General features: G+C 43.1%; 19 protein-coding genes. 6 read left to right on the plus strand and 13 right to left on the minus strand.

The genetic code is table 11. The features are described 5' to 3' along the window. Positions 1-14 precede the first annotated feature (14 nt). From dprA to ACLWMH_RS02375, 6 genes are all read left to right on the plus strand, one after another. Positions 15-1,130, plus strand: a complete 1,116-nt coding sequence (gene dprA / locus ACLWMH_RS02350; RefSeq protein ID WP_411915149.1) for a DNA-processing protein DprA — start codon at positions 15-17, stop codon at positions 1,128-1,130. Between the two features lie 2 nt (positions 1,131-1,132). Next, positions 1,133-2,062 (plus strand): glycosyltransferase family 2 protein, encoded by a 930-nt coding sequence (locus tag ACLWMH_RS02355; protein WP_411915150.1) that lies wholly within the window; start codon positions 1,133-1,135, stop codon positions 2,060-2,062. Further along, entirely contained in the window at positions 2,022-2,405 is a 384-nt protein-coding gene (locus ACLWMH_RS02360) for a thioesterase family protein (RefSeq protein ID WP_411915151.1), read from the plus strand. The genes ACLWMH_RS02355 and ACLWMH_RS02360 overlap by 41 nt, the downstream gene beginning before the upstream one ends. A gap of 264 nt (positions 2,406-2,669) precedes the next feature. Next, positions 2,670-3,863 carry an N-acetylmuramoyl-L-alanine amidase family protein gene (locus ACLWMH_RS02365; protein ID WP_411915152.1) on the plus strand — a complete coding sequence of 398 codons (1,194 nt, stop codon included), beginning with the start codon at positions 2,670-2,672 and terminating at the stop codon, positions 3,861-3,863. A 73-nt stretch (positions 3,864-3,936) separates the two neighbouring features. Further along, positions 3,937-4,839 carry an MlaD family protein gene (locus tag ACLWMH_RS02370; RefSeq protein WP_411915153.1) on the plus strand — a complete coding sequence of 301 codons (903 nt, stop codon included), beginning with the start codon at positions 3,937-3,939 and terminating at the stop codon, positions 4,837-4,839. 4 nt (positions 4,840-4,843) lie between these two features. After that, positions 4,844-5,710 (plus strand): outer membrane protein assembly factor BamD, encoded by an 867-nt coding sequence (locus ACLWMH_RS02375; RefSeq protein WP_411915154.1) that lies wholly within the window; start codon positions 4,844-4,846, stop codon positions 5,708-5,710. A 71-nt stretch (positions 5,711-5,781) separates the two neighbouring features. Here ACLWMH_RS02375 and miaA read toward each other — a convergent pair whose 3' ends face one another. The 13 genes from miaA to ACLWMH_RS02440 form a co-directional block, all read right to left on the minus strand. Then, positions 5,782-6,696 (minus strand): tRNA (adenosine(37)-N6)-dimethylallyltransferase MiaA, encoded by a 915-nt coding sequence (gene miaA / locus ACLWMH_RS02380; RefSeq protein WP_411915155.1) that lies wholly within the window; start codon positions 6,694-6,696, stop codon positions 5,782-5,784. Beyond that, positions 6,686-7,234, minus strand: coding sequence for a hypothetical protein (locus ACLWMH_RS02385; protein ID WP_411915156.1), 549 nt, complete (start codon positions 7,232-7,234; stop codon positions 6,686-6,688). The genes miaA and ACLWMH_RS02385 overlap by 11 nt, the downstream gene beginning before the upstream one ends. A gap of 5 nt (positions 7,235-7,239) precedes the next feature. Next, a complete protein-coding gene (gene folE / locus ACLWMH_RS02390) occupies positions 7,240-7,767 on the minus strand; it encodes a GTP cyclohydrolase I FolE (RefSeq protein WP_411915157.1) in 528 nt (175 codons plus the stop codon). A gap of 103 nt (positions 7,768-7,870) precedes the next feature. Next, positions 7,871-8,383, minus strand: a complete 513-nt coding sequence (locus ACLWMH_RS02395) for an SPOR domain-containing protein (RefSeq protein ID WP_411915158.1) — start codon at positions 8,381-8,383, stop codon at positions 7,871-7,873. An 8-nt stretch (positions 8,384-8,391) separates the two neighbouring features. Then, complete coding sequence (gene tpiA / locus ACLWMH_RS02400) at positions 8,392-9,162, minus strand: triose-phosphate isomerase (protein ID WP_411915159.1); 771 nt, start codon at positions 9,160-9,162, stop codon at positions 8,392-8,394. An 11-nt stretch (positions 9,163-9,173) separates the two neighbouring features. Then, positions 9,174-10,445, minus strand: a complete 1,272-nt coding sequence (locus ACLWMH_RS02405; RefSeq protein ID WP_411915160.1) for a BT_3928 family protein — start codon at positions 10,443-10,445, stop codon at positions 9,174-9,176. After that, complete coding sequence (locus tag ACLWMH_RS02410) at positions 10,420-10,992, minus strand: DUF1599 domain-containing protein (protein ID WP_411915161.1); 573 nt, start codon at positions 10,990-10,992, stop codon at positions 10,420-10,422. The genes ACLWMH_RS02405 and ACLWMH_RS02410 overlap by 26 nt, the downstream gene beginning before the upstream one ends. A gap of 21 nt (positions 10,993-11,013) precedes the next feature. Continuing rightward, positions 11,014-13,512, minus strand: coding sequence for an endopeptidase La (gene lon / locus ACLWMH_RS02415; protein WP_411915162.1), 2,499 nt, complete (start codon positions 13,510-13,512; stop codon positions 11,014-11,016). Between the two features lie 134 nt (positions 13,513-13,646). Beyond that, positions 13,647-14,471 carry a M48 family metallopeptidase gene (locus tag ACLWMH_RS02420; RefSeq protein ID WP_411915163.1) on the minus strand — a complete coding sequence of 275 codons (825 nt, stop codon included), beginning with the start codon at positions 14,469-14,471 and terminating at the stop codon, positions 13,647-13,649. A 30-nt stretch (positions 14,472-14,501) separates the two neighbouring features. Beyond that, positions 14,502-15,791 (minus strand): replication-associated recombination protein A, encoded by a 1,290-nt coding sequence (locus ACLWMH_RS02425; RefSeq protein WP_411915598.1) that lies wholly within the window; start codon positions 15,789-15,791, stop codon positions 14,502-14,504. A 452-nt stretch (positions 15,792-16,243) separates the two neighbouring features. Further along, complete coding sequence (locus ACLWMH_RS02430; RefSeq protein ID WP_411915164.1) at positions 16,244-18,373, minus strand: M3 family metallopeptidase; 2,130 nt, start codon at positions 18,371-18,373, stop codon at positions 16,244-16,246. Positions 18,374-18,430: 57 nt separating this feature from the next. Next, entirely contained in the window at positions 18,431-18,700 is a 270-nt protein-coding gene (xseB, locus tag ACLWMH_RS02435; protein ID WP_411915165.1) for an exodeoxyribonuclease VII small subunit, read from the minus strand. Positions 18,701-18,889: 189 nt separating this feature from the next. After that, entirely contained in the window at positions 18,890-19,339 is a 450-nt protein-coding gene (locus ACLWMH_RS02440; RefSeq protein ID WP_411915166.1) for a DUF695 domain-containing protein, read from the minus strand. Positions 19,340-19,341 lie beyond the last annotated feature (2 nt).

The following is a 19,341-nucleotide window of genomic DNA, read 5'->3' on the forward strand; positions in this document are numbered from 1 at the left end:
ATTTTCTTCCCCTGATGCACACTGAGACTCTCTATACTCTTGCCTTGTCGTTAGTGAGTGGCTTTGGCTCACTCACGCAACGCAGGCTAATAGAGAGTTGTGGTAGTGCTATTAAGCTATTCACGGAAGCGGATAAGCTTCCAATGCTTACTACCAAAACGAAGTTTTTGCTCCGCAAAGAAGCGGATAGTGGTCGCCTATTTAAGAAAGCCGAGGAAATAATAGCTCGTGAGGAGGCTGCCGGTAATAGGGTGCTCTCTATTTTTGACGAGGAGTATCCACAGCTCCTTTATCATGCTGCAGATGCCCCTACTGTGTTGTTCTACAAAGGGAATAGTAAGGCACTGGCTGCGGAGCACATGCTGAGTATCGTTGGTACACGCAATGCTACGCGCTATGGGAATGCTCTTGTGGAGCAAATTGTAAGTGCCTTAAGTCAAGCGGTGCCGGATATTACTATTGTGAGCGGCTTGGCTTTTGGAATTGATATAGCAGCAGGTAGAGCCGCACTCAAAGAGGGGCTTTCTACGATTGCAGTACTTGCTTCCGGCTTAGATGAGGTATATCCGAGGGAGCATCTTAATGAGGCGCGTTGTATGCTGTCTCAAGGAGGGCTGCTTACGGAGTATCCTATGATGACTGGTATTGAGCGGCATCAATTCGTAGCTCGTAATCGTATTATAGCAGGGCTGAGTCCTGCAACTCTTGTAGTGGAGTCTGCAGTGCGTGGAGGTGCCTTGCTGACTGCTTCAATGGCAATGGATTATGATCGAGATGTATATGCGGTACCGGGCCGGCTAACGGATAGGTATTCGGAAGGTTGTAATCGCTTGATTGCTACCGGCCGAGCAGCTACTTTTCATTCCATAGAGGAATTTATAGAGTCTTTAGGTTGGACTACTCCTACTTCTTCAAGAGTAGAGAGCAGTTTGTTCACAACGCAGAAGCAGGATTTCCCTGATGACCCAATTCTCAATCTTCTTCGTGAACAAGAAACAATGCATTTTAATGATCTTGTTGTAAGGCTGGGGCTTTCTGCTGCAGAGCTTTCCGGTAGACTATTTGATTTGGAGTTGGATGGGTTTATAGAATCAATACCCGGGGGACGTTATGGATTAGCAATAAAATAGTAATGGAGCCTTTTCTTTCTATTTTAATCCCTGTTTATAATTATGATCCCATGCCTTTATTGTACTCCTTGCAGAAGCAAATAGAGCGATATGAATTGGGGCAAATCGAGCTTCTTGTAGGGGATGATGCATCTTCCTCTGAATACAAGGGTATTTATGCAGCACTCACTCAATTTCCTTGGGTACGTCTTATTACTGCAGAGAAAAATGGTGGAGCCGGAGCTATGCGCAATCTATTAGCGCGAGAAGCAAAAGGGCCCCTTCTACTCTGTCTGGATAGTGATATTACCCTTTTAACGGATCAATTTTTGGCAACTTATATAGCGGCTTCCGATGGGAAGAGTGTAGTATTTGGAGGGCATGTGTATGCCGATTATCCCCCGTCCGAAGAGCAGATGCTTTACTATTGCTATGGAAGGAAGATAGAGAGTCGCACTGCCTCGGAGCGAAATAAACATCCCTACAAAGCAATCGGAGGCGTTTCTTTCTTGATACCCCGTGCTATAATGTTAGCTGTTCCTTTTGATGAAGAGGTGCGTATGGGATATGAAGATGCTCTTTGGGGGGCTAACTTGAAAGAGGCTCGTATCCCTATTAAGCATATTGATAATCCGATTAGGCACGAATTAAGAAGAAACAATGAGGAATTCTTATGTACGACGAGACGCTACATAGAAAACCTTCACCGCTTTGAAGCACGGTTTCCGAAGGGAACAGTTCGTTTGCTGGATATCACTAAAAAGTACGATTTTTTAGTACCTTTGGGTGCATGGCTTTTCTCTATGGGAAATAGCTATATGGAGCGTAGATTATGTGGTAAGCGTCCATCGCTTACTCTTTTTCAAATATATAAATGGACCTATCTATGTGATAGAATGAGTAAAGAAAGTGATGAAGTTAAACGAGTTAATAGGAACAAAAAAATCAATTAGTTGCGAGCTTACAGAGCGTCATTCTGCAATTACAGTGGGAAGTGGCGATGTGCCGGTCTTAGGGACTCCGGCGATGCTTGCCCTCATGGAACAGGCTTCTGTGCAGTTGGTTGCCCCGGCAATGTCTGAAGGAGAATCGACGGTAGGCGTGCGTGTAGAAGTTGATCACCTACGTGCCACTGGCTTAGGCCATGTCGTAACGGCTACCGCAACATTAACCTCTGTGGATGGTCGTAAGCTCTGCTTTGACTTGGAGGCTCAAGATGAAAAGGGCGTGATAGGAAAGGGTTATTTGGAGCGATTCCTAATTACGAAGGATCGTTTCCTATCCAAGCTCGCTTAGCTGATCTTTACTACTGACGTTACATATAATACTTTATATGTAGGCAGCCGGGAGTAAAAAAGAATAGATTAATCGGATAAAAGATACAGATGTTTTAATCAAAAGATCTATATCTTTTGAATGAAAGGTATAGATCTTTTGCCTGAGAGATTCAGGTTAGTTAGTACACGAATTAAAGGCTTCGAAGTGGAGAATTGTCGGGAAAAGGCAAGCTCTCTCTTTTCAAATGAATTGGCTACATTTGTGTGTAGATTTGTTAGTGCAATGAAGGCGAAAACTTTTTTTCTATACGTAGGAATTTTATTTGGAACTTTCTTCTTTTTAGGTTTCTCTGCAATTAATATCTCTGCTCAGCAATATGACTTTACCGTTGTGATTGATGCAGGTCACGGAGGAAAAGATTTTGGAGCCAGACGCTATGGGGTTAATGAGAAGGACGTTAATCTTGCAGTCGCTTTACAAACAGGGGCTACTATTAAGGCGCGTTTCCCCAAAGTAAAGGTGTTCTACACGCGTAGCAGCGATGTTTTTGTTGGGTTGATGGATAGAGCTAATTTCGCCAATCGTAATAAAGCAAATCTTTTTATCAGCATCCACTCTAATTCGGCAGAAAGTAGTAGCGCCCGAGGAACGGAGACTTATGTCCTTGGATTATGGAGAAGCGAGGATAACTTGCGAGTAGCTATGCGTGAAAACCAGTCTATTACCCTTGAGTCGGACTACAAGACTCGTTATAAGGGATTCGATCCCTCTTCAGCGGAGAGCTATATCATCTTTGAAATGATGCAGAATAGGCATTTGGATCAAAGTATAGATTTGGCACAAAATATACAAAGTCAATTCAGCAAGCTTCCTTTGATGAATCGCGGAGTGCGTCAAGCCGGATTCCTCGTGATCAGAGAAATTGCTATGCCGGGAGTGCTGGTTGAGTTGGGCTTTGTTTCAAATAAAAGTGAATCGGAGTATTTATCCTCAGCAGCCGGTCAGAAAGCTCTATCCACGGCAATAGCAAATGGTTTTGCTAATTATTATGCCACATGGTCAAAAAAGCAGGGTAAGCCTATTATTGAAGACCGTAGTGCGACTGTGAAGGCTGAAGAAATTGAGGAAACTCCGGAAGTAGAAGAGGAGAACCCTGAGCCTACTGCTTCTGCAGAGCCAGTACAGCCTGTCAAAGAAACAAATAAAAAGGCGCAAGTCTCCTCCTCAAAGCGAGCAGGTACGATTTATAGAATACAAATAGCCTCTTCAAAGCAAAAGAAAAATCCTAAGAAGGATGCTTTCTTTAAGGGACTTAACGTGCGCGTGGAGAAGAAAGGAAGCATGTACTGCTACATGGTGGAAGAAACTACTGATTTGAATAAAGCGAAGCAACTGCTCAAAAAGCATCACAAGCACTACAAAGATGCTTTTATTGTAGTATATAAAGGCGGAAAAAGAGTGAAGGATATCTATTGATAGAGACGAAACACTCCTTGATACCTAATTGATAATAATAGTAAAAGAATATTGACTCACGATATACGTCTTTATGAAGAAGTCTCCTCGAGTAATCATAATCGGAATTTGGATATTGTTTGCTGCAACGGCTCTTTACTTTGGAATTAATTACCTCAAAGGTTTAGTCGTTTTTAGCTCCACGCACTCTTATTACGTTAAATTCGCTAACGTCTCCGGTATGTCCATTGCCTCACCCATATATATCAATGGATATAAAGTGGGCACAGTGCAGGATATGATCTTTGATATGGATGATGGAGGTACGACAACTTTAAAGCTGAGCATAAAAAAGAAGCATCGTTTGCCACAAGATACAAGAGCCGTGATTCATCAATCCCTTCTTGGTGGAGCTCAAATAGATCTATACTTGGGAAAAGATCAACGCATATTAGAGAGTGGAGATACGTTACGGCCTGCCCCCAAAGAAATAGATCCTATGGAGGTTATTACTGATAATGTGCTACCTTATGTAGAGGCTCTCTTGCCTAAAATTGACTCTATTCTGACGGCTTGGAATATAATATCCAACGATCCTTCTATCAAAACAACTATGACCAAAGTGCAGGAGGCCTCTGAACGAGCAAATATTGCAATAGCCAAGCTTGACCGAATTGTGGGAGAGCTTCATGAGGTCGTGCAAACGGATGTACCGCGAATAACCTCTAATTTGTCGGCATCTACAGAGCATTTATCTAACTTCTCCGTAAAGCTTGATTCTGTTAATCTGGTAACTATAACCGATAATTTAGAGCAAACAAGCAGCGAGTTGAAGACCTTAGTAAACAAAATAAATGAAGGTGACGGATCGCTTTCCAAAGTACTTAATGATCAGGAACTATACAGGCGCGTAGATTCCTTGGTCAATAGTGCAGACCTTCTGATAAATGACATAAAGGCTCATCCTAAGAAGTATCTGAAGATTAGCATATTCTAAACTCATGAAAAGGATTGGTGGCTTAACGCTTCTCTTTGCGATCTTATGCTTCGTTGGCTGTGCAAAAAGTGACAAGCAGAAGGCAAAGTCTCTTCTTGATGAGGCTCGCGTAGCCATTGACGAGGCGCGGTATGACCAAGCTGCAGAATTATTGGATTCTATACATACTACCTACACGGATCTATTGGCAGAACGTAAAAAAGCTTTGGAGCTTCAAAAAGAATTAAACTGCCTGCGGATGGAGCTTCGGATAGATAGTATTGAACTACGCTTGGGAAAAATCGATTCGTTGATAGTAGAGCAGCAGAATGCGCTCTATGCAGCGCCTTCCGGATCCGAGTATGGTACAGAGGCGTCTTTCCGTAGTGCACTCCGTACAGCGCAGTTTATCGCGGCTAATCCCTTACAACTAAAGACAGATACACTGGGCTTCCTTACTTTGCAGGAGCTTTATGCGGGAGGAACAAAGCTAAATCATGATTCGTTTACACTTACTGCCGGAAACGAGCAAGTGTTGATTGAACCTATTACTCATGATCAGGGATTGAATTATCGCTTCCAAAGTGCGGGGATTAATTATGAGTCCTTGACTCTTTCTCCAAAAGAAAGCCGTAGAGTTACTTTTTGGATTGACTCAATTGCCGGGGAGCAAGTAGATCACTTTATTTTGCAGAGGCAGTTGAATGGCCGTAGAGTGGGATCATCTCAGTCTGTCAAAGTAGCTAAATTATCCTCTTTCATCCAAACCTATTGCCTTGCAGAGCTGTATGCTGAAAAGTTTGCTTTACAGAAGGAGCAGCTACGAAAGAAAGAGTTGCTACTTAATAAAAAGGAAGCTATCTTGAACAAGCAACAAATGGAGGATAAGTAGTGGAGTGATCTAAGAGGAGATCAAATCTCTCTATGGATAGTTGACCTCATCTCCCAGGTATTCTCGCTATTTTACCACTCTTTTTTTAACCAAAGTAATTTGAGTAACTCTTCCCCATTTCCTTCGGCAGGGTAGTGTAGGCATTCTTTGTCTCGCTTGTGCCAGGTGATCTGCTTACGGGCATAGAGACGTGTTTTTCTTTGTATTTGGCGAATAGCTTCCTCAAGATCAATTTCTCCATCTAAGTAGAGGAATAGCTCTTTATAACCAATGGTGTCTAAAGCGTTAGTGTATCGGTAAGGAAGAAGTTTTTTGACCTCCTCTACCCATCCCTTTTCAATCATGCTGAGGGTACGCTTATTAATAAATGCATAGAGCTTATCGCGTACGGTCTCAATTATGATTTTGCGGATGCGAAAGGGGCGCTCTTTGACTGTAGCAGTAAGGAAAGAAGAATAGGGCTTCCCTGTAGTATAATAGATCTCTAATGCATGTAGAACACGCTTCATATTACATCTATCTACACACTGAAAATAGTCGTTATCCACAAGTTGCAGCTCGGCTAATAAAGCTTTGTCGCCTTCTGTAAGTTGGCGCTCTTTGAGAAAATCTCTTATATCGGAAGGAATGTCAGGCATGAGGTCAATACCCTTACAAATAGCATCAATGTAAAGCATAGAGCCACCTTCCATAATTACATAATGATACCGAGTAAAGAGCTTCTCGAGAAGAGGGATCACTTCCGCTTCATACCGCACAGCCGAATATGTATCATCGGGCTGGGTAATACCTACCATAAAGTGTGGTATCCGCTCTAGATCTTCCTTTGAAGGAGCTGCGGTACCTATTTCCATACCACGGTAGAGCTGTCGTGAATCAGCGGATACAATAGGGCAACCTAGTAGCTCTGCCGCTTCCATAGCGATGCGACTCTTTCCGATGCCAGTGGGCCCTGTTATAATAATCAGAGTGGGGTCAGTCTTCAAACAGATCAGTTATATCATATAGGCTCTCTTCATTGAAGCTTTGTCCTTCGTCAGATTCTATCTCCTCATCCGTAGAGAAGAGACTTTCATCGGACATATTTTCTAAGAGATCCCAGTCGGATACTAATTCTGGAGCCTCGCCTTTTGCTTTGAGTACACTAGCGGTTGTAAGTGCCGAGTCGGTATCGTATAGCTCTAAGGTAAAGCCTCTGTTTTGATAGACATCAAAAAGATAAAGGCAGTCCAGCTCTTCTTTTTTTTCAAATATCTGTGCTACAGAGACCTGTTCCATGAGAGCAGTTTCGGTTCCCTCCTCCTGTGATAGCTCCATAAATGATTCATCACAGATAAACTCCTTTACCAGGGTATTTTCACTATCCGTAAAAACGAAAGAAGCAATCGTATCCATCGGGTAGTTTACTGATGAAAGAATTAAATTGTGAAGTTCTTTGGCAGACGCATCGCTTCTAATGGATAAGATACGTAAAAAGTTGTCGTCTCCGGGAAAAGTGAGCAGAATGTGGTATTGCCTTGTCATATACTTTATTGTCTTCCGGTACGAATCAAATTGAGAAACTCTTCGCGAGTGGTGGCTTCTTCGAAAGCTCCGGTGAAGTCACTGGTTGTAGTAAGAGAGTTTTGCTTTTCTACTCCCCGCATCTGCATGCACATGTGTTGTGCCTCAATAACCACTATTACGCCAAGGGGATTAAGGGTGTCCTGAATACATTGCTTGATCTGTGTAGTGAGGCGTTCTTGTACCTGTAAACGACGTGCATAAACCTCTACTACGCGAGCAATCTTACTGAGACCCGTAATATATTTATTAGGTATATAACCTACATGCGCTTTGCCAAAGAATGGAAGCATATGGTGTTCGCATAGCGAGAAAAAATCAATGTCACGTACAATAACCATCTGCCTATAATCCTCTCTGAAAGTTGCACCACGTAGTATTTCTACAGGGTCTTCTTCGTATCCTTTGGTGAGAAAGCACATAGACTTTGTTACACGCTCGGGTGTCTTTAGTAGTCCCTCCCTACCGGCGTCCTCTCCTAAGAGTTCGATCATACGCTTTTGAAGAGCGCAAAATTCATTATACTCGCTTTCTGAGAGCCTGCCAAAGGGAGACTCATTTGGCTTGTTGTGTATAGACATTTTAGATTGTCTTATTTTAATTGATATGTCTTATTTTATCTCTTACAATATACATTTCGGCTGCAATAGAGGGTAGTTGCTGCTTAAGCGTGGAGAGTGCTTTTCTTGCCTCTTCCATACTTGTGTAATCCCCTACGAGTAGCCTCCAGAAAGGAGCCTTATAAGTCAGGTAGCACATAGTATTTGTGAGCACACCATTTACTAAGCGGGTACGTCGATAAGCCTCTTGCTTGCTGGTTGGCAAGTTGCCATTAAATACCTGAATGCGATATCCTTGACTGATAACAACCTCAGAGGGATTCTCTAAGGCATTAAAATGAGGTCTGGAAACAGTGCCTACCATCCCCTTAAGTTCACTGGGTTGGTGAATAATTACCACTCCTTCTCCTTCGTGGCGAGATGCTAATGCCTCAAATATATCATGAGGAGTGGTGGAGTAAGCCCCTCCATTTACCTCCTGAGCATGAGCAGTTAGTGCTCCCAGTATTAGCTGGAAGCACACGACTGCAATAATGCCTCTTGTCTTCATAAGAGTTTTTATTTATGGACTTGATCCCATGCCTCAATGATAGGCATGAACTTTTCTACAGCTAAGGAAGCCCCTCCAATCAGTCCTCCGTCTATATTAGGCTGACTGAAAAGGGATACAGCATTTGATCCGTTACAGCTTCCTCCATATAGAATAGGCATTTTTTTGGCAACGCTTTCGCCATACCTTTCCTTTAAAAAGCTTCGTATGTGTGCATGCATTTCCTCAGCTATCTCAGGAGAGGCTGTTTTACCCGTCCCAATAGCCCATACTGGTTCGTAAGCAATAATCATTTGGGCTATTTTATCTGCACCGATGGCATTGAACGCCTCAGTGAGCTGATTGCTTACCACATCAAAGTGCTTGCCGGCCTCACGTTCGTTAAGTTGTTCGCCTACACAGAAAATGGGGCGTAGCCCCTCACTGATGGCACGTAGTAGCTTTTCATGGAGCACTGCGCCATTCTCTCCGTAGTATGCTCTTCTCTCAGAGTGGCCTATGATTACACATTTGGCTCCGGTAGAAGCTATCATTTGTGCGGATACCTCACCGGTAAATGCCCCATTTTCCTCTTTTGCAATGTTTTGCGCTGCTAAGACAATATCAGTTTCCTTAAGTCTTTCGGCAGCTCCGGATAGATGAATAAAGGGAGGAGCAATGATTACCTCGCAAGCGATCTTTTTCCCTTTAAGGCTCTCTACTAAGTCGCTAACTAACTGAAGACCTTCGGTAAGATCTTTGTTCATTTTCCAGTTGGCGGCTACAATCTTTTCTCTCATGATATATCTACCTAATATTTATTGATTATTACTGCATTTTTTTTGTTCCTTTCCGGAATGAGTAAAGCAAGAAGCACAGCTAACAACCAAGCTATTAGTGGGGTTAAAGCAACAATAGCTCGCATTGTTACATTGTGACGAGAGGAAAACGCATGCTCTACGAATTGTTCCATAGCAGCATTACTCCTCGGAAGACCACGTCCGGGTACTTTAGCTTTAATAACACCATTCTCAATAAACAGAATTCCCGGATTACTTCTTATTATTGTTTTGATGGTAGTAGCATCCAGGAGTACATTGTCATAGGCTGCTCCTGTAGCATTGCGCCATCGTTCTACGTTATCCTGATCACTACCCGATATTGCAAATACAAGAACCCCTTTGGCCGAAGCGGTTTTATAAAGTCGATTGATACGACCAGCGGTGCCCCTGTCTGCTTTTTGCCAATCGGGGCTTAGTATCCAGATCATAGGTCCTGAGTTGTGGAGTATTTGATCAGTTATGTCTCTGCCTTCACTGAAGAGAGAGAAGTCTTTTACGGGTGGGTGGTATCCTTTCTTAATAAGCTTCTCATGTCGCTCTACGTACTGCCACGACTCATCAGGTAAACTATCCATCAAGAAGGCACGTTTTTCTCCTCCCTTCTCATAAATGAATGTGTAGTCATATTCGTCCTGCGGGGCATTCTCCGGAACTAGGATTAGTGATTGCAGAGAATTTCCCACCTTAAAGGGACGGAAATCCACAATGGGTAAGTACTGCCAACTACGGTAGTTTAAGAAAAGAATACCAAATAGAGCTAAGGCTGTCATAATCCAAGCTCCGGTATTCTTGAAAAGTGGGTGTATGTAGTTATACCCGATGCAGTAAAGGATAGAGGCTAGTAGTAATGGTATGTTTTTTGAAAAAGTTTGCCAATTAGTGAGGTGTATGGCATCTCCAAAGCAACCGCAGTCGGTGATTGGATTGAAGAGAGCGAGGTAGAGCGAAATGAGGGTCATGAAACTCATAAAAATAAGAACAAGCCAAGCTGTAAGCTTACGCCATAGCCCCATGAGAAGTAGGGCACCGATCATGAACTCAAACGAAGAGAGCAGTACCGCAAATATTGTAGCATATGGCCGAAAAGCCGGCATCCCCAAGGCAAGCATGTATTCGACCATTTTCAGGCCTCCACCGACAGGGTCGATGCTCTTTACAAACCCCGAGAAAAGCAGCACAATCGCTAATAGATAGCGTGCTGCTTCTACTACTATTTTACTGATTTGTCGTTGCTTGCCCATTCTCTTCCGATATACGTATTAACGCAAAGATAGCGTAGTTTACAATATCTTGATAGTTGGCTTTGATACCCTCTGATACAAGGGTTTTACCTTTGTTGTCCTCTATCATTTTTGTACGTAATAGCTTCTGTAGAATGATATCTGTAAAGGAACTAATACGCATTGAGCGCCATGCTTCTCCATAATCATGATTCTTTTGTTGCATGAGGCTCCTCGTATCACATACAGCCCTATCGTATAGGTTTAGGGCTTGACCACAAGTGATATCTGCTTCATCGGAAATCCCTTTATCTATCTGTATGATACCCATCAAGCCATAGTTTACAAGAGCTGTAAAGCACTCTTCGATCCCTTCATCTACTTGCATGACCCCATTAGTCTCTACCGTGCGAATCCTGAGAGCCTTGATATAAAGCTGGTCGGTCAGCGAAGGAGTGCGAAGCACACGCCACGAAGAACCATAGTCATGCATTTTTTTTTCAAATAGCAATCTGCAGCTTGCGATAATCTCATCGTACTCATCTATAGTTGTTTTTGCGCGCTCCATCTCTTCAATGTGTTATATCAATTATTTTTCTAAAGCCAGATCAAGGACTTCTCTGATATCTTTTACATAATGAAAAGTAACTCCTTCAAGGTATTTTTGGTCTATCTGAGAGATATCTTTTTTATTTTCTACAGAAAGAATAATATGTTCTATTTTTGCTCGTTTTGCAGCTAGTATCTTTTCCTTGATACCTCCTACAGGTAATACCTTTCCGCGAAGTGTCATTTCTCCGGTCATAGCTATGCGTGGGCGTATCTTTCGTTTGGCAAAAGCCGATACCATAGAAGTTGTCATAGTAATACCAGCTGAAGGACCATCCTTTGGCACAGCCCCTTCGGGTACGTGCAGATGCACTTCCGTATTCTTGAAGCTTTCAGATGGTATTCCTAACTCCTCGGCATGACTGCGTATATAATCAAAAGCAATAGATGCTGACTCTTTCATTACATTACCCAAGTTACCGGTTAGTATCAAATTACCCTCTTTACCGGCATGGGTACTTGTTTCAATTAAAAGTATTTCTCCGCCTACACTAGTCCATGCTAATCCGGTTACTACCCCATAGTACTCATTTCCTTCGTAAGTGTCACGAGAGAAGGGAGGAGGACCCAATAACTCCTTAACGAGCTTGAGGGTAAGTGCCTGTGGCTTGCTCTCTTTATTGTCAGCTATCGTGCGAGCCCTTTTTCTGCATAGTGCAGCTATTTGCTTGTCTAAGTTGCGTACTCCACTCTCTCGAGTATAGCCATCAATCAAAAGCTCTAAAACAGGGCGACTGAATTTGATGTCCTTAGCTCTTAAGCCATGCTCTTGAAGTTGACGAGGTATAAGGTGTTGGAGTGCTATTTCTTGCTTCTCTTCATCTATATAGCCTGTAATTTGTACCAGCTCCATACGGTCTAAGAGTGGGCTAGAAATAGTTGATAGAGCGTTTGCAGTAGCTATGAAGAGAACTTTACTTAAGTCAAAGTCTATATCCACATAGCTGTCATGAAAAGCTACATTCTGCTCCGGATCCAACACTTCTAATAGGGCACTACTTGGATCACCCTTGTAGTCACGATCTATTTTGTCAATCTCGTCTAATACAATTACGGGGTTTGCTGAGCCACATTTCTTAATGCTCTGCATGATGCGTCCCGGCATAGCCCCTATGTAAGTACGTCGATGGCCACGTATTTCAGCTTCATCATGTACACCGCCTAAGGAGATACGAATATACTTCCTACCTAATGCGGTGGCAATGCTTCTTCCTAAAGATGTTTTCCCTACTCCGGGAGGACCCCAAAGACATAGAATAGGTGCCTTCATGTCGTTGCGGAGCTTTAATACGGCTAAGTGCTCAAGGATGCGTTCCTTAATCAGATCTAATCCATAATGATCCTTATCCAGCTGAGCCTTTACCATATCTAAGTCAAACTGGTCATCGGTATATTCTCCCCAAGGAAGATCGAGTAAGGTCTCAATATACTGATATTGTGTAGCGTAGTCCGGACTTTGAGGATGCAAGTGCCTGAGTTTAGATATTTCCTTACTTACAGCTGCTGCAACGCTTTGATTCCACTTTTTTACTTTGGCTCGTTCCTCAAGTTCTTTGATCTCTATATCATCTTCATCGCCATCACCAAGCTCCTTCCGTATCTGTTGGAGTTGTTGTGTGAGTACGTACTCCCTATTCTTCTTATCTAATTCGAACTTAGTCTTCGCACGGATACTATTTTTTAGATCCTGAATCTCATTCGCCTCTTGAAGATAGGGCATGAGTAGAGAGGCGCGTTTTTTGATGGAAGTATTCCTTAGTAGCTCCTGCTTGATCTTGGGCCGTAAAGTAAGAATGGAGGCCGAAAAGTTTACGATATGTATCGGGTCATAGCTGCTCTTGAAATGTGCGAGCATCATATTAGGAAGATCATCGAATTGTTTTTCAACAAGTTCAATGGTGAGTTCCTTTACTGTCTCAACTAAAGCTAAAAACTCGTTATCTTGTTTGCTACGAGGAAGTGTCTCTTTCTGTATGGTCACTTTCGCCCGAAGTCCTTGGTCAGACTTGCTTACCTCCCGGAGTCGGACTAGCTCTTCTGCAACAACTAAAATGCCATTTGCCTCTTCTTGTTCTTCAGAAACTTCTTCATTGCTTACGAAGCTAATTTGCTTTGCTATACGACACAGCACCCCTAGTGAATAGATATCAGAAGGCTCTAGTTCTTCGGGAGCATTTTCCACTGTGCAAGCAACAACTGCATATTCACCGGATATACTATCCTCATCGGTTCTCTCTCCAAAACTACGCTTGAACTCTTCTCTGTCTACAGACAGCGCATAGGCTTGACGTGTAAATAAAACATTATTGCGCAGTGTAATGACCGGATAAACCTTGTCCGGAGTATGAGTAGTCTTTTTGGTATTCCCCATATCCTCTGCCGGGATTACCGGTAAAGGGATAGGTGATAGCACGCGCGTCTTGCCTGATGCCTCTGCATCCGGATTCCACGTGGTTTGGTATGGTGGATTTTTTCTCATTTGTTTTTCTCGTTATCATATAGTGAGCCGGTAATTGATTACCGGCCCACTATGTGTGCAAAGTGAGATGCCGACTTTTAATTCACTTCATATCACATTGCCCAATTTGTAAACATTCAAGAAAAGCATTTTGTTCATTGCTTTTCCTTTTGTGCTTGGTAAAGAGCTTGGGCTTCGGGCAGTGCTTTTTGAATAGCTTTGATACGACTTTCCTCACTTGGATGGGTGCTCAAGAACTCCGGCGGACGTTGTCCTTCAGAGGCTTTGCTCATCTTCTTCCAAAAAGTAACAGCCTCTGCAGGGTCATAGCCAGCCAGAGCCATAAAGGTAAGTCCGATAATGTCGGCTTCTTGTTCGTGCTTACGGCTATAGGGTAGTGTGACGGCTACTTGAGAACCCAACCCATAAGCCTGCTGGATTACTGATCGTACAACCGCATTTTCTTTACTAAAAGCTAGCCCTACTGCTTGACCTCCTATTTGGCGTAATATTTCCTGACTGAGCCGTTCGCTGCTATGACGTGCTATAGCATGGCTTACTTCGTGAGAAATAACCGTTGCCAACTCAGCATCTGTCTTGCATAGAGGTAATATGCCTGTATAAACTACAATCTTGCCGCCCGGCATGCAGAAGGCATTTAAGCGCCTATCGGCTATCAGGTTCACTTCCCATTTCATCTGCTGAGCCAATTTAGTAGCATTGTGTGTGCGGAGGTAGTGGTCGGCTGCATTGGCAATATTGTTACATACACGTAGCACACGATCAGTGGCCTGTTTGTCATTGCTGTGTGGCATCTGCGAAACAAACTTGCTATACTGAAGAGAACTTTCGGCTATGATCTGATTTTCCGGTACAAGGCTTAGCTGCCGTCTTCCTGAGACCGGTACCACTCCACAGCTACTTAAAAATAGCATTGTAAGCAATGTTAGAATGGTAATTTGTGTTGCTTTGTTTCTCATGAGAATGTACAACTCTAATTATTCTGTTTTTTAATTTTCTTCATCTATGATACCATAACGGGCGAAGCGAAGCCAATCCGCTAATTTGCGTTCTGGGGCACCAACATCTTGAGGTGAGTAGAAGCTCATTCCTTGCGCCTCTTGTGGAAGATACTCTTGCTCTGTATAATGCCGCGGATAATCGTGAGGATATCGATAATCTTTCCCATAATTGAGCTTGTCGACCACTGAATTGACAGGGTTGCGTAGGGATATAGGAACAGCCAAATTACCCGTCTCTTTTATATAAGCGAGTACTTTATTAATCGCTAAGTAAGCAGAGTTACTTTTAGGAGAACCTGCTAAGTAGATGATGGCTTCTGCTAAGGGAATACGACCTTCGGGCCATCCGATGAATTCCACCGCATTAGCCGCTGCCTGAGCTACTACCAGCGCTTGTGGGTTGGCTAAGCCGATATCCTCGGCTGCTGAGATCACCAATCTGCGTGCAATGAAGCGTGGGTTTTCTCCACCCTCAATGAGTCGACCCATCCAGTAGATAGCCGCATCCGGATCGCTGCCGCGAATACTTTTGATCATGGCTGAGGCTATGTCGTAGTGCAGATCGCCTAATTTGTCTATCGCCACCGGTTGACTCGCAACTAACTGCTCTACGAGTGTGTTGTTGATTACGAGTGGTCGCTCTTTAGTGGAAAATACAATGAGTTCCAATAAGTTGAGGAGCTTACGAGCATCTCCTCCTGCGGCCAGTAATAGTTGCTCGGGTTCTTCTAAAGTGATATTTATTTTGCTGAGTACAGCGTCTTCGCTAATAGCTCGCTTTGCAAGAAGGAGAAGATCCTCTTTACTCAATGGTTCTAAAACAAATACCTGACAACGGGAGAGCAATGGGCGAATTACCTCAAAGCCAGGGTTCTCAGTTGTAGCTCCAATTAATGTTACAACACCGCGTTCAATAGCAGCTAAAAGAGAGTCTTGTTGATTCTTTGAGAAACGGTGGATCTCATCAATGAACAGAATCGGCCGCTGTGCCGTAGCGAAAAGGGTTCGAGTATCATTCGTTGCATCGTTCAGTACCTTGCGTACATCTGCAACACCACTTCCGGTGGCACTAAGTCTATAAAAAGGGGCTTTTACCGAAGCTGCAATGATTTCAGCTAGTGTGGTTTTCCCAATGCCCGGAGGCCCCCAGAGAATCATACTCGTGACAACTCCCCCATGTAGCATACGTCCTACAGGTGCATCCGGAGCTACTAAATGCCTCTGTCCGATATACTCATCTAAGCAGTGCGGGCGCATGCGCTCCGCCAATGGTCTCATTTCTCCCATAACTTTTCTCTCACAAAGATAGTGAATAGTACCCCATTTTATCTATTACTATTGATATTCAGTATTTCCGCCTAATAATTTGCAAATAGTTACTTTTCCCCGACTTAAGGAAATGCTAGTACAACGCTCATATTGTAGTATGACTCAATCGATCTCTGACTTCTTTTTTGAATGAAAGTCAAGTCTTATTCAGATAATCTAAATTAGATCTACTGTGGAAAGTTCGTTTTGGGAAACAATGTGAAAATTAGTTGTTTAAAAGATCAATGTACTTCAGTGGATGTTTTGAGTATTTCTACTGTACTTTTCTTTGGAAACATCTCAACATATCGTACCGAACTTTCAGATGTTTTAGGTGTATTTTAGAGATAAAAAAACGGATGCGTCAAAGCTTTTACTCTGACGCATCCGCTAAGGAATTCAGTTTTGTAGAACTGTTGTTACTACTTTAAGCCACGAGCTTTGAGTAGAGAGGTTACATCCATCTGGTCATGACCGGTGAACTGGCTGAAGAGCCCCATTAGATCTTCAGAATTACCACGAGAGAGAATGAGGTCACGGAAGCGATTGCCATTCTCTGCAGTAAGACCTCCGTGCTGTTTCATCCATTCGTAGATATCGCTTTCCAAAGCTTCTGTCCAAAGGTATGCATAATAACCGGCCGAGTATCCGTTGCTCCAAATATGGCGGAAATAGGTTGATTTATAGCGTGGAGGTACGGTGGCAAAGTCAACTCCATACTTCTTGAGTGCTTCGGCTTCGAAGGCTTCTACGTCGGCTATGTCAGCATCGGCTGCACTTAGCGTATGCCAGGACATATCAATAAGGCAGGCAGCTACATTTTCAGCTAGCGGCATTGCTTGGTTAAAGCTGAGGGCACGGAGCATTTTTTCTTGCAATTCCTTAGGCATTACTTCTCCTGTCTGATAGTGTAGTGCATAGTGTGCGAATACGGTTGGATCAAGAGCTGCATGCTCGTTGAATTGAGAAGCAGTTTCCACAAAGTCACGAGGTACATTAGTACCACTTACAGATGGGTAGGTCTGGTTTGCAAAGATACCGTGGAGTGCATGACCAAACTCATGGAAGAATGTGGTAGTTTCATCCCAAGTCAAGAGACACTTCTCACCGGCGCTCGGCTTTCGTACATTACATACGTTGTAAATGACAGGCTTGTTACCTAATAGGAAGCTTTGCTCTACAAAGTTACTCATCCATGCACCACCGCTCTTTGAGGGACGTGCATAGGGATCTAGCATAAAGAGGGCAATAACCTCTCCATTGGCATCCTTTACATCCCAACAGCGTACATCAGGATGGTATACAGGAATATCTGTGCGTGGCTCAAAAGTAAGTCCGTACATTTGGTTTGCTGCAAAGAAGATTCCATTATTGATTACGTTGTCAAGCTCAAAGTATTGGCTAAGAGTAGCTTCATCTACACCATATTTTTCTTTTCGAAGCTGCTCGGCAAAGTAAGGACGATCCCAGGCAGTGAGCTTATAGTCGGCTCCCATACTCTTTTGTGCAAAGGCCTCTATTTCGGCATCTTCTTTAGCAAGTTTATCCTTTACGAGGGTAGCTAATTGAGTAAGCATGCTGATAGCATTCTCCGGTTTAGCTGCAAGCTGATCTGTGAGTTTCCAAGCAGCGAAGTTATCAAATCCAAGAATTTGCGCTTTCTCAGCACGTACCTTTACTAGTTGCTTTACAATATCTCGTGTGTCGTTAGCATCACCTTGTACGCATCGTCCAATACTTTTGTCAAAGAAAAGCTTGCGCGTATCTGCATTTTCCAAGGAAGCAAGTATGTCTTGCCCTGTAGTATTGTTCAAACGGAAGAGCCATTGTCCCTCTTTACCGGCTTCTTTAGCCGCAGTGGCGGCAGCGGCAAGTGTGCTTTCATCCAACCCCTTGAGTTGCTCTTTGTTTGTGATAAAAATAGGAGCATTGGTAGCTGCTGTCAGACGATTACCGAAGTCTGTCATCAGGGTAGACTCTTTTTGGTTAAGCTCTTTCAATTTAGCTTTGTCAGCATCGTTTAACAATGCTCCGCTCCGTACAAAGCCTTCGTAGGTTAGCTTAAGTACTCGTCTCCCCTCGGGATCAATTGCGGATTGATCGCCATCGTAGATCGTCTTAATGCGCTGGAAAAGCGCATCATTCATACTGATTGAGTCGTAGTGAGCACTCAGTTTAGGAGTAATCTCGCTTTCAATAGCCATCAGTTCATCGTTTGTATCTGCACTGGTTAGGGCAAAGAAGATCGCTGAAACTCGGTTTAATGCCACACCACTTTTCTCCATGGCTACGATAGTATTCTCAAATGTAGGTGCCTCAGAATTATTGGCAATAGCCTCTATTTCAGCAGAGTGTATGCGCATTGCTTCGTAAAATGCGGGTTTATAATGCTCCACCTTAATAGAGTTAAAATCCGGAGTGTTGAGATAGGTTTCTGCCGGATTGAGTAGTGGGTTATTTGCCAAATCTCCGGTAGCATCTTTCTTATTGTTACACGATGCAATCATAAGCGTAACAGCTATAATAGCTAATAAATGACTAAAATGTTTCATACTGATTGAAATATAATTCAGATGTTTTGTTCGTTTTGAATTGATGATATTAAAGAATCATTCTGCTGTAGAATCTGTAGCGGTGACTACTTGAATGCCTTCAGTCTCATCAAGCGAAGATATAAGCTCATCAATTTGCTTATCTGTAGCGAGCAGTTTCTGTTTGCAGAAGACAATCAAGCTTTTAGCCTCTTCTGCAAGACGAAGAAGAAGATCAACATCCGGCTCATCTTGCTCTATGATGCAAATGATTTCCGAAAGACGATCCATAGCTTCCGTATAAGAGCCTCCCAAAGAGGTGAGTGTTTCTTTTCCTTTATCCTCCATACTTACGCAAATATAAGCATTTCTTAAATTTTATAACTGTAATGCATTCTTCTTCTGCCGTAAAGCTCTTACCCCAATGGCATTACACCTCTCTTAGAAAATCCTTTTTAAGAGAGTTTTTAGTTACTAACTAAATAGGACAATATGAGAAGAACTCATAGGGGTTTGCTATTTCCGGCTTTATCCTTTTTATGCTTCTTCTTCCTCTTTGATGATAGGTTCCTCCGGTACGAGGTTAAGATACTCCTCCCAATCGGGATCACGCTCTGCCTCAAAGGAGAGGGGGAGTTCTTCCATCTCCTCTAAAGCCTCGTTGAGTCGCTCAAAGAAAACGTCTAAGTTGCGAGCATAATAGATCCAACCCTTTTCACCACCGCCAAGGTATTGGAATGCCAAAATGGCCAATTTATCGCCTTCCATAACCGGACGAAGGGCATTCTCAATGGCCTCTATGGTAGCGTAAGAGGATGTGGCTGGCATGCCCTCTCCATCAGAAGAGTAAGGATAGCGGATTTCAATACGTATAGGTAGCTTGCCACTTGCGATGAAAGCCTCCAAGTCAATACGGCGTGATATGATTACACTCGTGCCATTTTCTTTTTCGGCTAATAAAGTTTGCCAATTGTCGCTTAGTACCATAG

Source organism: Porphyromonas miyakawae, assembly GCF_045865415.1.
Classification (GTDB): domain Bacteria; phylum Bacteroidota; class Bacteroidia; order Bacteroidales; family Porphyromonadaceae; genus Porphyromonas; species Porphyromonas miyakawae.